Origin of the sequence: Streptomyces lasalocidi (genome assembly GCF_005280215.1) — a bacterium.
In the GTDB taxonomy this organism is placed as follows: domain Bacteria; phylum Actinomycetota; class Actinomycetes; order Streptomycetales; family Streptomycetaceae; genus Streptomyces; species Streptomyces longwoodensis.
Genome location: NZ_SZNQ01000001.1, coordinates 3,267,607 through 3,283,120 on the forward strand (window position 1 = coordinate 3,267,607; position 15,514 = coordinate 3,283,120).

General features: G+C 72.7%; 12 protein-coding genes and 1 tRNA gene. 9 read left to right on the forward strand and 4 right to left on the reverse strand.

From position 1 onward, the window contains the following. Positions 1-26: 26 nt before the first annotated feature. Positions 27-2,603, reverse strand: coding sequence for an SUKH-4 family immunity protein (locus E4U91_RS14455; protein ID WP_137307240.1), 2,577 nt, complete (start codon positions 2,601-2,603; stop codon positions 27-29). 8 nt (positions 2,604-2,611) lie between these two features. Beyond that, a complete protein-coding gene (locus E4U91_RS14460; RefSeq protein ID WP_137307241.1) occupies positions 2,612-3,640 on the reverse strand; it encodes an SMI1/KNR4 family protein in 1,029 nt (342 codons plus the stop codon). Between the two features lie 369 nt (positions 3,641-4,009). On the opposite strand from E4U91_RS14460, the gene E4U91_RS14465 reads away from it, so the two are divergent. Next, positions 4,010-4,618 (forward strand): YwqJ-related putative deaminase, encoded by a 609-nt coding sequence (locus tag E4U91_RS14465; RefSeq protein WP_137307242.1) that lies wholly within the window; start codon positions 4,010-4,012, stop codon positions 4,616-4,618. Positions 4,619-4,731: 113 nt separating this feature from the next. Continuing rightward, on the forward strand, positions 4,732-5,226 hold the full coding sequence (locus tag E4U91_RS14470) for an SUKH-3 domain-containing protein (RefSeq protein WP_137307243.1): 495 nt from the start codon (positions 4,732-4,734) through the stop codon (positions 5,224-5,226). Between the two features lie 92 nt (positions 5,227-5,318). On the opposite strand, the gene E4U91_RS14475 is transcribed toward E4U91_RS14470, so the two are convergent. Further along, the gene (locus E4U91_RS14475; protein WP_137307244.1) at positions 5,319-6,632 is read right to left on the reverse strand and encodes a sensor histidine kinase; all 1,314 of its coding nucleotides are present in this window, start codon (positions 6,630-6,632) and stop codon (positions 5,319-5,321) included. Between the two features lie 160 nt (positions 6,633-6,792). Between E4U91_RS14475 and E4U91_RS14480 the strand changes: the two genes are divergently transcribed. The 7 genes from E4U91_RS14480 to E4U91_RS14510 all read left to right on the forward strand — a co-directional run bounded on the left by E4U91_RS14480 (position 6,793) and on the right by E4U91_RS14510 (position 12,414). Continuing rightward, the gene (locus E4U91_RS14480; RefSeq protein ID WP_137307245.1) at positions 6,793-7,653 is read left to right on the forward strand and encodes a hypothetical protein; all 861 of its coding nucleotides are present in this window, start codon (positions 6,793-6,795) and stop codon (positions 7,651-7,653) included. A gap of 8 nt (positions 7,654-7,661) precedes the next feature. Then, positions 7,662-7,735: transfer RNA gene (locus tag E4U91_RS14485), tRNA-Gln, on the forward strand. Between the two features lie 110 nt (positions 7,736-7,845). Then, entirely contained in the window at positions 7,846-9,291 is a 1,446-nt protein-coding gene (glmU, locus tag E4U91_RS14490; protein WP_137307246.1) for a bifunctional UDP-N-acetylglucosamine diphosphorylase/glucosamine-1-phosphate N-acetyltransferase GlmU, read from the forward strand. Positions 9,292-9,424: 133 nt separating this feature from the next. After that, positions 9,425-10,405: a ribose-phosphate diphosphokinase gene (locus E4U91_RS14495; RefSeq protein ID WP_137307247.1), complete on the forward strand. Its 981-nt coding sequence runs from the start codon at positions 9,425-9,427 to the stop codon at positions 10,403-10,405. A gap of 197 nt (positions 10,406-10,602) precedes the next feature. Continuing rightward, positions 10,603-11,196, forward strand: a complete 594-nt coding sequence (locus E4U91_RS14500) for a 50S ribosomal protein L25/general stress protein Ctc (protein WP_137307248.1) — start codon at positions 10,603-10,605, stop codon at positions 11,194-11,196. Positions 11,197-11,266: 70 nt separating this feature from the next. Continuing rightward, complete coding sequence (pth, locus tag E4U91_RS14505; RefSeq protein ID WP_137310820.1) at positions 11,267-11,869, forward strand: aminoacyl-tRNA hydrolase; 603 nt, start codon at positions 11,267-11,269, stop codon at positions 11,867-11,869. Positions 11,870-11,910: 41 nt separating this feature from the next. Continuing rightward, complete coding sequence (locus tag E4U91_RS14510) at positions 11,911-12,414, forward strand: hypothetical protein (RefSeq protein ID WP_137307249.1); 504 nt, start codon at positions 11,911-11,913, stop codon at positions 12,412-12,414. A gap of 102 nt (positions 12,415-12,516) precedes the next feature. Here the strand turns inward: E4U91_RS14510 and ppc are convergent, their stop codons facing one another. Next, positions 12,517-15,258 carry a phosphoenolpyruvate carboxylase gene (ppc, locus tag E4U91_RS14515; protein WP_137307250.1) on the reverse strand — a complete coding sequence of 914 codons (2,742 nt, stop codon included), beginning with the start codon at positions 15,256-15,258 and terminating at the stop codon, positions 12,517-12,519. Positions 15,259-15,514: the final 256 nt, after the last annotated feature.

Below are 15,514 nucleotides of genomic sequence, written 5' to 3' on the forward strand. Positions count from 1 at the left end.
CCACCGCCCACGGCGGGACGTTCACCTCACAGCAGGCCGTCCCACATCTGCTCCAGCAGCACCGACCACCAGCTCTCCGGGGACCCCAGCGCCGCCGGGTCCAGGGCGGCCAGCTGGGCCTGGAAGTCCACGGTCCAGCGGCCCGCCTGCTCCTGGTTCAGCCCGAACCGCAGCCGCCACATCCGCCCCAGCAGGGCCAGGCACCGCTGGAACTCCACCAGCCCGGTGTTCACGAACTGCGGCGGCACCGGCGCCCCGCCCGGACCGGCCTCCACCGGCACCGCGACGATGTTCGCCGTGCCGTACTGCACACACAGCGCCTTGCCGAAGTCGCTGCCCATCACCAGGTACGACCCCGCGTCCGGCGCCGGCTGCACCCCGCGCTCCTGCGCCAGCTCCGCCAGCGTCGGCACCGGACGGCCCGGCTGGGCCTGCGCCCAGAAGAACGGACCCACGTCCACCGGCAGGCCCGCCACCACCAGCGCGTGGGCCACGATCGGCGGCACGCCCTGCCGGGACACCGCGGCCTGCTCGAACCGGAAGATCCCCGGCCCGAACGCCGCCCCCAGCTCCTGCGCCACCGCCTCCGGCGGCAACGGCGGCGCCGGGTGCACCGGCGGCAGCGGCGCCCGCACCGGCGCGGGCCGCGCGGGGCCGTCCGCCACCTGGTGCAACTCGCCCTGGTGCGCCAGCAGCTGCTGCATCCCCTGCTGCCGGCTCGCGTGGTCCGTGCCGTACGGCGCGATGCTCGTGATCCGCGCCTGCGGCCACTGCTCCCGGATCATCCGCGCGCAGTAGGCGCCCGGCAGCTCGCACGACTCCAGCTCGGTGTGCAGCTCCAGCACCTGGTCCGGCGGCACGTTCATCGCGCGCAGCTCGTGGAAGATCTGCCACTCCGGGTGCGGCGTCCCCGGCGCCGACCGCCGGATCAGCTGCTGCTCCGAGCCGTCCTGCGCCCGGTAGCGCAGCACCGCCTGGTAGCCGGGACCGACCGTCGGCTGCCCGGTCGGCTGCTGCGGATACCCGTACGCGGGCGGCTGCCCCGGCACCGGAGCGCCCGGCGGCGGCACGGCGCCCGGGGGCATTCCCGGGGCGCCGGGAACACCGGGGGCGTGCGGCGGCGGGGGCACGCCCGGACCGCCCACCGGGGGTGCGGCCAGGACGGTCTCCGCGTGGTGCACGGCCCCGCGGGGCCCGCCGGGGTGACCGGGAGCACCCGGCCCACCGGGGGCACCCGGGACGGCGGGTGCGGCCGGGGGCTGGTGCGGGGCGGGGGCGGAGGGGACCTGCGGGGCGCCCGGGGCACCCGGTACGCCCGGCGGGGGCGGAGGCACGGGGCCGCCGCCCGGCCGGTTCGGGTCGGCGAACATCGTCTGCGCGTGGTGCACACCGCCCGGCGGCGTACCGCCCGGCGCGCTCGGCGGCGCGGGCGGGGTCGGAGCGCCCGGAGCGCCCTCGGGGCCCAGCGACGACACGAACTGCGTCGGCACGTACGCGCCGCCACCCGGCGCCGACGGCGGCGGAGGCGTACCGCCCGCACGCGCGCCCGGCGCACCCGGCACTCCCGGCGGGGGCGGAGGCGTGGCGCCGCTCCCGCGCCGCGGCGGCGGGGCCGCCTTGCTGGTCGCGGCGTCGGCGATGTCACCGGCGTGCGGCGCGAGCGGCCGCCCGGGTGCGCCCGGGCCGTCCTGGGGCGCGCCCGCGGGACCCGCCCCGGCGCCGGGGCCCTGCGGGTAGCCGTACGAGGGGCCGGACGGCGGGGTGGGCGGCGTGGGCGGGGTGCCCTGCGCGTGCGGGTCGTCCAGCGCCGGCGCGAACGCCGTCGGCGGCAGCTGGGAGCCGCCCGAGATCAGGGCCGTCTTGGCCTCCGGCGGCGCGACCGGCGGCCGGGGCTCGTCGTCCGAGCCGCTCAACGGCGGCGCGAACACGGTCGCGGGCAGCGGTACGGAACGGTCGTCACCGGCATCGGCGTTGGTGTCCGTCCCCGCCCAGGGCGTCGCCCCGACGGGAGCGGCAGGCACACCGGACGCGGGAGCGGCCGGCGCACCAGCACCAGGCTCAGCGCCGGCACCGCCCGGCACCCCCGCCTGCGTCCGCGGCAGCGAAGGATCCGGCGTCACCGCACCCCCGGCGCGGCCGGAAGGGGCCGCAGCCCCGGCGCCCGTACCGGCACCGTCCGTACCCGACGGGGCCGCCGACGCCGAACTGCCCGCCGGCTCCCGCCGGTCCGGGATGCCCAGCTTGTCCGCCGCCTCCTGCAACCACTCCGGCGGCGACAGCAGGAACGACGTCTGGTTCAGGTCCACCCGCGCGGCGGCCGGCGCCGCCTGCGGGGCGTCCTCGGGACGGCCGTACTCCTCCTCGTACCGGCGGATCACCTCGCCCACCGGCAGCGCCGGCCACAGCGTGGCCTCCCCGCTGTCCCGGGCGATCACCAGCCGCTGCCCGCCCGCGTCCGAGCGCGGCCCGTCGGCCCGGTCCTCGCCCCAGACGACGAAGCCCAGTTCGAACTCCCGCACCCGCACCTCACGGTGCTGGTACGCGGGCACGTCCCCGTTGATCCACTCCTCGGCGCGCTCCTGCGCCTGCGCGAACGTCACCATGGCCCGGCTCACTCCCCCGCCGCAGACACCGAGGACACCGGCACCGCACGCGCGAAGCCACCGTCCACCATCAGATTCGCCACCGTCTCCAACTCCGGCGGATCGCCCGCCAGTCGGGACAGGAAGGCGTCGAAGTCCTCACCGGCGGGCAGCAGCAGCCGCTCCACCCGCTCCGCCGGCGACCACCCCGGATCCACGTCCCGCACGTCGTCGTACGCGCAGAACCACACCGAACCGGCCCGCTCGCCCTTCACCTTCACCGCCAGCAGACCGCCCTGCACGAACCCCACCCCCAGGTAGTCCTTCGTCAGGTGGTCGCGCAGGCACTTGTTCACGTACACCAGGTCGTTGACCGCCGCCTCGTCCCGCACCGTGAAGAACGGCTGGTCCAGCAGCAGCCCCAACTCCGCGTCCAGCGCCGCCCCCACCGGCGCGCACCCGCCCGCCGCCTTCAGGAACGACCGGTACGCGCCCGGCAGCCGGTAGCCGAGGTCCTCCTCGACGCCCTGCACCTGCGCCTCCGTCACCGCCACACCCGACTTCGGCAGCCGGAAGTGTGCCGGCCGCGTCTCCTGCAGCGGACGCGTCCCGCGCTTGCCCTGGTCGACGTTCGCGGTCGCGACGCCACCGTGGTGTCGCAGCAGCGCCTTCACCTCCACCGGGACCAGCTCCAGCCGCCGCGTGCCCGCCACGTGGTGCCACGTCCAGCCGTGCGGGGTCGCCACGTTCGGCACCGTGTCCCACAACTCGTGACCCACCGCGGCCGACGCCGCGTTCGCCGACACGTAGTCCGTCAGCCGCAGCTCGTCGACGCCGAAGCCCTCCGGCGGGTCCGCGATCTCCGCGGCCGCCCGCGCGTACGGCGAGAAGTCGGGGTAGCCCTGCTCGTCCACCCGCACCCCCCTCGGATGGCGCGCGGCCCGCACCGGGTCCGGGAAGTGCACGACCTGCCCGGCATAGGCCGCGTTCGGCGGCGCGGCGTGTCCCTGGGCCTGGCGGCCGGGAGGTACCCCCAGCCCGAGCCGACCTGTCGTCATGGCGGTTGCCCCCTGCGGCATTCCGTTACGGCCCCCGGCCACCGGTTCCGCACCCGGAACCGGCCCACCACGGACCGTAGTCGACTGTCTCAACGGCACCGACGCGCGTTGACCGCGCCTGTCGCGGTGCCGACAGCCTATGCGGTACGGCGACCCCGGTCACCGGCCCTCCGTTCGAACCCCGCACCCCCGTCCCACCCCCGTCACCCCCCGGCGCCCGTCCCGCACCCTCCCCTGTGTGACCAGCCGTCACCCCCACGTGACGACCCACCCCGCCGCTGGCGTGTCGCGGCGCCCCAGCTTCCCCACCAGCCACGCCATTTGGCACCCTGGGTCCGCCCGGGGGATGCTCAGGAGGGGATGACGATCATGAGCGCGACACAGACGGGACCGCACCGCGGTCCCCAGCCGCAGCCACCCGCACCACCGCACACGGCACCGCACGACGGACCGCGCACCCCCACCGCCCCCGCCCCCGCACCCGCCGGCGCCCCGGCCGGCGGCGACCCGCGCGTCGGCTGGAGCACCGCCGACACCCCCCACGCACCCACCCTGCGCCACCGCCGCGACGGCATCCTGCCCACCGTCGGTGCCGCCCTCTCCGTCCGCGGCACCACCCTCACCTGCACCGCCGCCCGCGGCGAGGAACCCCCCTCCCTGCACCCCCTCGTCCAAGACTTCCTCGACACCCTCACCAGCAGCCAGCGCGACCGCTTCACCGGCCGCTGCGCCGAGACCCTCCTCATCTCCCGCCACCTCGCCGCCGCCGACACCGCCCGCAGCAAACGCGCCGCCCGCAAACCCATGACCAACGGCGAAGCCCGCAAAGCCCTCAAACAGGCCAAACTCACCGCCCGTCACATCCGCGAGGACGGCGACCCCCTGCACGGCGCCTTCGCCGCACCCTGCCGCGCCTGCACCGCCCTCAGCGCCCACTTCGGCGTCCGCATCGTCGACCCCACCCCGGCCGACCACTGACCCGACCCCGCCCCTCCCCACCGCTCCTCCCACCACCACCGCAAGGAAGACCGCACCACGGCGGCCCCACGGCGCCCCGCCGCCGGTCCACCACCTCGACGAACGAAGGGCAGATGCACACCGACCGCACCTCGACCACCCGCTTCCCCGTCCCCGTCGACGCCGCCCTGCGCGACGCCGGCTGGCAACCAGGACGCTGGGACATCAAACAAGCGGAAGTCTGGGCCGACACCCTCCGGGACCACACCTCACCCGGCGGCCACCGCCACGCCGTCTTCCCCGCCGCCGTCGAGGCCTGGGCCGAATTCGGCGGACTGCACATCACCCCCACCGGACCCGGCCGCCAGCTCGCCCCCGCCGCCCTCCACCTCGACCCCCTGCACGGCCTCCACCAGGCCCGCACCCTCGGCGACCTCGGCCGCGCCCTCGACACCGAGATCAGCCCCCTCGGCACCGAGACCGGCACCGCCGCCCTCCTCGCCATCGACGCCGAGGGCCGCGTCTACGCCCTCGACCACACCGGCGACTGGTACCTCGGCCCCGACATCGACCACGCCCTCGGCACGCTCGTCGCCGGCACCCGCCCCACCCGCCTCACCACCGGCTGACCACGCGGCGGCACACACGACGCCCACGCCGGGTACGCCGCAGAGCCGTGTGCGCCCTGGGCGCCCTGGGCGCGTGTGCGCGTACGCGCCGTCTACGCCGCCGGAATCACCGCCGACACCCGGAAACCCCCCGCATCCGTCGGCCCCGACACGAACACCCCGCCCAACGCCGCCACCCGCTCCTTCATCCCCACCAGGCCGTTCCCCCCCGACGGCAACCGCGCCGACGACGCCGACCCCGCCTCCGGCGGCGGCTCGTTCTCCACCTGCATCGCGATCTCCGACACCCGGTGCGCCAGCCGCACGTACGTCTTCGCACCCGCCGCGTGCTTGTGGACGTTCGTCAACGCCTCCTGCACCACCCGGAACGCCGTCTGCTCGATCTCCGCCGCGTACGACCGCGCCTCCCCCTCCACCGACAGGTCCACCACCATCCCCGCGGCCGCCGACTGCCCCACCAGCTCCTCCACGTCCGACAGACACGGCCCCTCCACCGCGCCCTCGTCCACCACCGCACGCGACACCGCCACCGCCGCGGCCACCTCCACCGCCGCCGGCACCGCCGACGACGACCCCCCGCGCACCCCGTCCCCACTGCGCAGCACGCCCAGCATCTCCCGCAGCTCCGTCAACGCCTGCCGGCCCATGTCCCCCACCAGCGCCGCGTTCTTCACCGCCTTCTCCGGGTCCTTCCGCGCGATCGCCTGCAACGCCGCCGCGTGCACCACCATCAGACTCACCCGGTGCGCCACCACGTCGTGCATCTCCCGCGCGATCCGCGTCCGCTCCTCACCCCGCGCCCACTCGGCCCGCTCCTCCGCCCGCTCGGCCAGCAGCTGCAGCTCCCGCTCCAGACTGTCCGCCCGCTCCCGCAGACTCTCCATCAGCCGGCGCCGCGCCCCCACGTACAGACCCAGCAGCACCGGCGGAGCCGTCATCCCGATCGCCGTCGTGATCGACGCGAACGGCACGAACCAGTCACCCAGGGTCAGATCACCCCGCGCCATGTCCTGCCGCACCCGCACGAACGTCACGATCAGCGTCCCCACCAGCGACATCCCCGCCAGCGAACCGATGATCCGGCGCGGCAGCTCGGACGCCGCCAGCGTGTACAGGCCGACGACCCCCATCAGGAAGCCCATCTCGGCCGGCGTGATCGCGATCGCCACCAGCACCACCGCGATCGGCCACCGGCGGCGCACCACCAGCACCGAGCCGGCCAGCAGCCCGAACACCACCCCCACCGCCGGCGCGATCCCCGCATCCCGCGCGAACGGAACGCCCTCCACCGCGCACTCCACGGCCGACGCCGCGGCCAGCGCCCCGTCCAGCACGGCGCTGCGCCACCTGGCCCACCACCACGGCCCTCCCCGGGCCGCCTCGTGCTCTTCCCCCGTCGTGGTCATGCCTCCAGCCTACGGAAGCCCACCCCGCCTTTTCCGGCGAGTTTCGCCGACTGGCCTACACCACCCTCCGTAATCGAATAACTCCGAAACCCCCCACTTTCACTCGAACTACTGAACCACCCCTGTTCGCCCCCGGAACCTGACATTCCGTCCGGACGGTATGCGTATGACCACCAAGTACGCCGACTTCGAGGGCCTGCGACAGCAAGCGGTGGCGCTGCGGCGGGCCGGCCTCAGCCGCCGGCAGATCCGCGACCGCCTGCACGTCGACAACAACGACATCCTCAACCGCCTCCTCGAAGGCGAACCGCCCCCCGACTGGACGAAGCGCCCCCGCGCCAAGGACGACCTCCGCGCCCGCGCCCGCGAGCTGCGCCTCCAAGGCCGCACGTACGACCAGATCCAACTGGAACTGGGCGTCTCGAAGAGCTCGATCTCCCTGTGGGTACGCGACTTGCCGAAGCCGGAGCGACGGCCGCCATCGGAACAGTCCCGGCACGCGGCTCGGGAGCGGTGCCGGCGCCAACAGGCCGTACGGGAGGAGCAGCGCCGGCGAATCACGGACGAAGCCGCGCCGACGGTGGGCGCCCTGTCCGCCCGGGAGTTGTTCCTCCTTGGAGTGGGTCTCTACTGGTCGGAGGGAGCCAAGGCCAAAGGCGGTTCGGATCGTCGCGTGATCTTCGTCAACAGTGACCCCAACATGATCAGGGTGTTCCTCGTCTGGCTCGACCTGATCGGCGTGGAACGAGAGCGCCTGCGCTTCTCCGTCAATATCCACGAATCAGCCGATGTCTCCCGGGCGGAGGCATACTGGGCCAAGACGGTGGGGATTGAAACCTCCGCACTTCTGAAGACCAGTCTCAAGAGGCACAACCCCAAGACACGGCGCACTAATGTGGGCGACAGCTACCACGGATGCCTCCGCGTCGTCGTCCTCAGAAGCGCAGAGCTGCACCGCCGTATCGAAGGCTGGTGGAACGGAATCGTTCTTGGCAGCCGGACAAGCTCCGGTAAGGTCTGAGGCAGCGATCCGCCGTAGTGTAATTGGCAGCACGGCACCCTTTGGAGGTGTTTCGGTCTAGGTTCGAGTCCTAGCGGCGGAGCTGCACTGCCGGGCCCTGACTGCACAGTCGGGGCCCGCTCTCATGTCCCCCCGTTAACGCCCCGGTATCCTTCGGGTGTCCCCACCCCTACACAGCCGAAGGGCAACTCCGTGAGCGCCATTCGCCCGGCAGCCGTCGTCGTTCTCGCAGCGGGTGAGGGCACCCGTATGAAGTCGGCCACACCCAAGGTCCTGCACGAGCTCTGCGGTCGCAGCCTCGTCGGTCATGTCCTCGCCGCCTCCCGCGAGTTGGACCCCGAGCACCTCGTGGTCGTCGTCGGGCACGCGCGCGAGCAGGTCACCGCGCACCTCGCCGAGATCGACCCGGGCGTGCGCACGGCCGTCCAGGAGGAGCAGAACGGCACGGGCCACGCGGTCCGGATGGGCCTGGAGCAGCTGGGCGGCGCGGTGGACGGGACCGTGGTCGTGGTGTGCGGGGACACCCCGCTGCTGACGGCGGCCACGCTGGGGCAGCTGGCGCGGACGCACGGCGCGGACGGCAACGCGGTGACGGTGCTGACGGCGGAGGTCCCGGACGCGACGGGGTACGGCCGGATCGTGCGGGACGCGTCGGGCGCGGTGACGGCGATCGTGGAGCACAAGGACGCGTCGGAGGAGCAGCGGGCGGTCCGGGAGATCAACTCGGGTGTGTTCGCGTTCGACGGTGCGTTGCTGGCGGACGCGCTGAAGCAGGTGCGGACGGACAACAGTCAGGGTGAGGAGTACCTGACGGACGTGCTGGGGATCCTGCGGGAGGCGGGGCACCGGGTGGGGGCGTCGGTGGCGGCGGACCACCGGGAGATCGCGGGGATCAACAACCGGGTGCAGCTGAGCGAGGCGCGGCGGATCCTGAACGACCGGTTGCTGACCGAGGCGATGCTGGCGGGTGTGACGGTGGTGGACCCGGCGACGACGTGGGTGGATGTGACGGTGTCGTTCGAGCGGGACGTGGTGGTGCATCCGGGGACGCAGTTGCACGGTGCGACCCGGTTGGCGGAGGGGGCCGAGGTGGGTCCGAACTGCCGGCTGACGGACACGGTGGTGGGTGCGGGGGCGCGGGTGGACAACGTGGTGTCGTACGCGTCGGAGATCGGTGCGGGGGCGTCGGTGGGGCCGTTCGCGTATCTGCGGCCGGGGACGCGGCTGGGGGTGAAGGGGAAGATCGGGACGTTCGTGGAGACGAAGAACGCGTCGATCGGTGAGGGGACTAAGGTGCCGCACCTGTCGTACGTGGGGGACGCGACGATCGGTGAGTACTCGAACATCGGCGCGGCGAGCGTGTTCGTGAACTACGACGGTGAGGCCAAGCACCACACGACGGTGGGGTCGCACTGCAAGACGGGTTCGGACAACATGTTTGTGGCTCCTGTCACGATCGGGGACGGTGCGTACACCGCGGCGGGCTCCGTGATCACCAAGGATGTGCCGCCCGGTTCGCTGGCCGTGGCCCGTGGCCAGCAGCGGAATATCGAGGGCTGGGTGGCCCGTAAGCGTCCGGGCAGTGCGGCGGCGCGGGCTGCCGAGGCGGCGGCCCGTGAGGGCGGGCGCGAGGACTGACCGGAAACGCGTGCGTCGAACACGGCGTACCGTGATAAGTGCACACCCGCACCCCACCAGCTGAGACGGCTCGCCGCGCCCAGCGGCGCGGCCTGTCGTCAGCCGGCTGAGAGACCTCTGAGGAGACAGTGCTGTGACCGGGATCAAGACGACCGGCGAGAAGAAGTTGATGTTCTTCTCCGGCCGCGCCCACCCCGAGCTTGCCGAGGAGGTCGCCCACCAGCTGGGTGTCGGGGTCGTCCCGACGAAGGCCTTCGACTTCGCCAATGGCGAGATCTACGTCCGTTACCAGGAGTCGGCGCGTGGTGCGGACTGCTTCCTGATCCAGAGCCACACGGCTCCGATCAACAAGTGGATCATGGAGCAGTTGATCATGATCGACGCGTTGAAGCGTGCGTCGGCGCGTTCGATCACGGTGATCGTGCCGTTCTACGGTTATGCGCGGCAGGACAAGAAGCACCGTGGCCGTGAGCCGATCTCGGCGCGGCTGATCGCGGACATGATGAAGGCGGCCGGTGCGGACCGACTGCTGACCGTGGATCTGCACACGGACCAGATCCAGGGCTTCTTCGACGGTCCGGTGGACCACCTGTTCGCGCTGCCGCTGCTGGCGGACTACGTGGGCGAGAAGGTGGACCGCAACAAGCTGACGGTGGTGTCGCCGGACGCGGGCCGGGTGCGGGTCGCGGACCGCTGGTGCGACCGGCTGGGTGCGCCGCTGGCGATCGTGCACAAGCGGCGTGACAAGGACGTGGCGAACCAGGTGACCGTCCACGAGGTCGTGGGTGAGGTCGAGGGCCGGGTGTGCGTCCTGGTGGACGACATGATCGACACGGGTGGCACGATCTGTGCGGCGGCGGACGCGTTGTTCGCGCACGGTGCGGAGGACGTCATCGTGACGGCGACGCACGGGGTGCTGTCGGGTCCGGCGGCGGACCGGCTGAAGAACTCGCGGGTGAGCGAGTTCGTGTTCACGAACACGCTGCCGACGCCGGGTGAGCTGAGTGACGGGCTGGACAAGATCAAGGTGCTGTCGATCGCGCCGACGATCGCGAGTGCGGTGCGTGAGGTGTTCGAGGACGGTTCGGTGACGAGCCTGTTCGACGAGCAGTGAGGTTTCTGCACCGGGTGCGCTGACCGCGGCCGGTGATCGTTTTGGGTACGGCCTCCTGTGCCGGGTAAGCTGCTGAAGTTGCTCGGCGAGGGAGGCCGTACCTGGTACGGCGATCCGTTATCGACGCGCTCTTCGTAGCAGGCCGTTCGTTGGCCGGGTGACCCCGTCCGTTCCGCTTCCTACGAGGAGTGATCACCATGTCCGAGGTCAAGCTCGCCACCGAGACCCGCACCGAGTTCGGCAAGGGTGCCGCGCGCCGCATCCGCCGTGACAACAAGGTCCCGGGTGTCCTGTACGGGCACGGCACCGAGCCGGTCCACCTGATCTTCCCGGGTCACGAGCTGCTGCTGGCGCTGCGCACGCCGAACGTCCTGATCGCCCTCGAGGTCGACGGCAAGACCGCGCTGGCGATCCCGAAGTCCGTGCAGCGCGACCCGCTGAAGGGCTTCCTGGAGCACGTCGACCTGCTGCTGGTCAAGCGCGGCGAGAAGGTCACGGTCGAGATCCCGGTGCAGACCGAGGGCGAGCTCGCCCCGGGTGCCTACCTGGTCGAGCACGTGCTGAACGCGCTGCCGGTCGAGGCCGAGGCCACGCACATCCCCGAGTCCGTCACCGTGTCCATCGCGGGCCTGGCGGCCGGTGACTCCATCCTCGCCAAGGACATCGAGCTGCCGAAGGGCACCACGCTGGCCGTCGAGGACGACGCGGTCGTCGTGCAGGTCCTCGCCGCGCAGGCGGAGGAGTCGGCGGGCGAGGAGTCCGAGGGCGACGAGGCCGCCGCCGAGGCCTGATCCTCACGATCACCCACTGGTCAGCCGCTGTTCCTCCCGGGGGCAGCGGCTGGCGCGTATCCAAGGAGACCTGGACGTGACCACCCCCGCCACCGCCCCCTGGCTGATCGTCGGCCTGGGCAATCCCGGGCCCGAGTACGCCATGAACCGGCACAACATCGGGTTCATGGTGGCCGATCTGCTGGCCGAGCGGATCGGGGGGAGGTTCAAGCGGGCCGGGAAGGCGCAGGCGCAGGTCGTGGAGGGCCGGACCGGTCCGGTGGGTCCGGCCGGCCGGCGGGTGGTGCTGGTGAAGCCGATGTCGTACATGAACCTGTCCGGGGGGCCGGTGAACGCCCTGCGGGACTTCTACAAGGTGCCGACCGCGCAGATCGTGGCGGTGCACGACGAGCTGGACATCGACTACGGCACGCTGCGGCTGAAGCTGGGCGGCGGGGACAACGGGCACAACGGGCTGAAGTCGATGACGAAGGCGATGGGGCCGGACTACCACCGGGTGCGGTGCGGGATCGGGCGGCCCCCGGGGCGGATGCAGGTCGCGGACTTCGTGCTGAAGGACTTCTCCTCGGCGGAGCGCAAGGAGCTGGACTGGTTCGTGGATCGGGCGGCGGACGCGGTGGAGTGCCTGGTGACCGAGGGGCTGGAGCGGGCGCAGGGGTCGTACAACTCCTGAACCGCCCCCGGCGGAGTTGACCCGGCGCCAGGCCATGGCCAATGATCCCGGCCATGCCTGCCACCGCCCACCGCTCCCCCCGCACCTCCGGCCCCGCGCTGCGGTTCGGGCGGCTCGCGGTGATGGGGGCGGTCGCCGTGCTCGTGCTGATCGCGGGCGTGTGGGCGTCGTGGGGGACGGCGCAGCACGTGATGCTGACCAAGGGGCGGGAGCGGGGCACCGTGACGGTGACCCGGTGCGGGGAGGACACCTGCTCGGGTCCGTACGCGCCGGTGTCGGCGGGGTCGACGGCGCGGGCCCGGGTGGAGATCGACCGGTCGGTGGGCGTGCGCGAGGGGCGCACGTACGCGGTGGTGGTGAAGCCGGACAGCGACCAGGTGGTGCGTTCGGGGCCGGCCGGGGTGCTGTACGCGTGGGTACCGCTCGGGGGTGCGCTGCTGCTGGCGTCGGTGGTGGTCGCGGGCGGGATGCGACGGCCGCGGGCGGGGTGGCTGCTGGCGGGGTCGGGGGTCGCGCTGCTGACGGCGGCGTTCCTGACCGCCTGAACGGACAGCCGCGGGAAGGGACAATTCCGTGCGGTCAACGCGAGGGCGCCCCCGGGATCCTGGATCCCGGGGGCGCCGTCGTGTGCCGGTGTGCGGGGCGGGTCAGCCGGTGTTGCGCAGGCCCGCGGCGACGCCGTTGACGGTCAGCAGCAGGGCGCGGGAGAGCAGCGGGTCGGGCTGCTCGCCGGTGGCCGCGGCGTCGCGCTGGCGCTTGAGCAGGGTGACCTGGAGGTAGGAGATCGGGTCCAGGTAGGCGTCACGGATGGCGAAGGTCTGCTTCAGGACGGGCTGGGCAGCCAGGAGTTCGCGTTCGCCGGTGACCTTGAGGACCTCGGTGACGGTGAGGTCGTGCTCGGTGCGGATGGTGTCGAAGACGTGCCGCAGCTCGTCGGGGACGAGCGTGTCGACGTAGTGCTGGGCGATGCGCAGGTCGGTCTTGGCGAGCGTCATCTCGACGTTGGAGATGAAGTTGCGAAAGAAGTGCCACTGTTCGTGCATCTCGTCCAGCACGCTGTCCAGTCCGGCCTCGCGCAGCGCCTTGAGGCCGGAGCCGACGCCGAACCAGCCGGGGACGATCTGGCGGGACTGGGTCCAGCCGAACACCCAGGGGATGGCGCGCAGTCCGTCGAGGGAGACGCCGGAGCCGGGGCGGCGGGAGGGCCGGGAGCCCAGGTGCAGGTCGGCGAGCTGGTCCACCGGCGTCGACGCGAGGAAGTACGTCGGCAGGTCGGGGTCCTCGACCAGGCGGCGGTAGGCGGCGTGGGCGGCGTCGGAGGCGACGTCCATCGCGGCGTCCCAGCGGGCGAGGGCCTCGGTGGACTGGCGGGGCGCGGTGTGCAGGGCGGAGGCCTGCAGGGTGGCCGCGACGGTCAGTTCGAGGTTCTCGCGGGCCAGCGACGGGATGAGGTACTTGTCGGAGATGACCTCGCCCTGCTCGGTGACCTTGATCTCGCCCTCCAGGGTGCCCCAGGGCTGGGCGAGGATCGCGTCGTGGGAGGGGCCGCCGCCGCGGCCGACGGTGCCGCCGCGGCCGTGGAAGAGGCGCAGGCGCACGCCGTAGCGGTGGGCGACGTCGCGCAGGCGGCGCTGGGCGCGGTGGATCTCCCACTGGCTGGTGGTGATGCCGCCGAACTTGGAGGAGTCGGAGTAGCCGAGCATGACCTCCTGGACGTCGCCGCGCAGGGCGACCAGCCGCCGGTAGGACGGGTCGGAGAGCATGTCCTCCAGGATCGTGTCGGCGGCCTTGAGCTCGTCGGTGGTCTCCAGCAGCGGCACGATGCCGATCTTCGCCCAGCCGGCGTGCAGGTCGATCAGGCCGGCCTCGCGGGCGAGGACGGCGGCGGCGAAGACGTCGTCGGCGCCCTGGCACATGGAGATGATGTACGACTCGACGACCTCGGGTCCGAAGACCTCCAGGGCGCGCTTGACGGTCCGGAAGACGCCGAGGGTCTTCTCGCCGGCCGCGTCGACCGGCGCCGGGGTGGGCGCGAGGGGGCGGCGGGAGCGCAGTTCCTTGGCGAGCAGCCGGGCGCGGTAGTCGCGGGGCATGTCGGCGTAGCGCCAGGACTCCTCGCCGAGCCGGTCGAAGAGCTGGCCGAGGGCGTGGTGGTGGGCGTCGGCGTGTTCGCGGACGTCCATGGTGGCCAGCTGGAGGCCGAAGGCGGCGAGGGTGCGGATGGTGCGGCTCATGCGGCCGTCGGCGAACAGGCCGCCGCGGTGGGCGCGCAGCGAGGTCTGGATGAGGACCAGGTCGTCCAGGAGCTCGCGGGTGCCGAGGTAGTCGCGGCCGGGCTCGTGCGCGGTGCCCTTGGCGAGGCGCTGCTTGGTGTTCTCCAGCTTCTGGCGGATGCAGGTGGCCTTGAGCCGGTAGGGCTCCTCGGCGTTGAGCCGCTTGTAGCGGGGGCTGATCTCGGGCAGCCGTTCGAGGTCGGCCTGGAGCGAGGTGAGGAGTTCCTCGGTGGCGCCGGAGTAGCGGATGGAGTTCGACAGGAAGCCGCGCAGCTCGTCGATCATGTCCAGGGCGTCGTTGATGCCGTGTTCGTGCTGGAGGATGAGGACGTCCCAGGTCACCTCGGGGGTGACGTTGGGGTTGCCGTCGCGGTCGCCGCCGATCCAGGTGCCGAAGGTGAGGGGGCGGGTCTCCTCGGGGAGGTGGACGCCGACGCGCTCCAGTTCGGCGGTCAGGTCCTCCAGGACGTCGCCGACGGCGCCGGCGTGCAGCTCGTCGAGGTAGTAGATGGCGTTGCGGGCCTCGTCGGCGGGCTCGGGGCGGACCACGCGCAGTTCGTCGGTCTGCCAGACGAGGTCGATGTTCTCGGCGAGCCGGACGTCCTGGCGGCGGCGGTCGGCGTCGATGACCGGCGTCTCCAGGAGCGCGGCGATGCGCCGGAGCTTGTTGAGGACCGAGCGGCGGGCGGCCTCGGTGGGGTGGGCCGTGAACACCGGGCGCACGTTGAGGTTGCGGACCGTCTCGCGGACGTGCTCGGGGTCGGCGTCCTTGAGGCGGTCGGCGGTGCGGGCGAGCAGGCCGCCCTCGGCGGCGCGGCGGGCGCGCAGCTCGCGGCCGCGGTGGACCTGCTCGGTGACGTTGGCCAGGTGGAAGTAGGTGGAGAAGGCGCGCACCAGCTTGGCCGCGGTCTCCAGCTCGATGCCGCGCAGCAGCTCGGCGGCGGCCTCGCCGTCCTCGCGGGTGAGGCGGCGGACCTTCTCCACCAGGTCGAGCAGCTCGGGGCCCTCCTGGCGGACGAGGGTCTCGCCCAGCAGGTCGCCCAGTCGGCGGATGTCGGCGCGCAGCTCGGTGCTGGTGGTCTCCTGGGACACGGTCTGGTCCTCGGCACTGCTCACAGGTGCGGCTCCTTGCAGTGTTGAAGCTCGTCTGGGAGGGGAACCCGGACTTCGCCCCGTGCGGCGGCGCCGCTTACGGGGAGCAAGCTCCGGGAAGAAATCAGAGCGGACCGCGCTGTCCGACCGACACAAGGATAGGTGTCCATGCGCAGGCGCAGGCCGTCGGGCTCTTGCCGCCGCGCATCACCCTGCCATACTTACGATGCCGTAGGTTACGGAACCGTAGGAACCGCTGGTACGGCTTCCGCCCACGGCA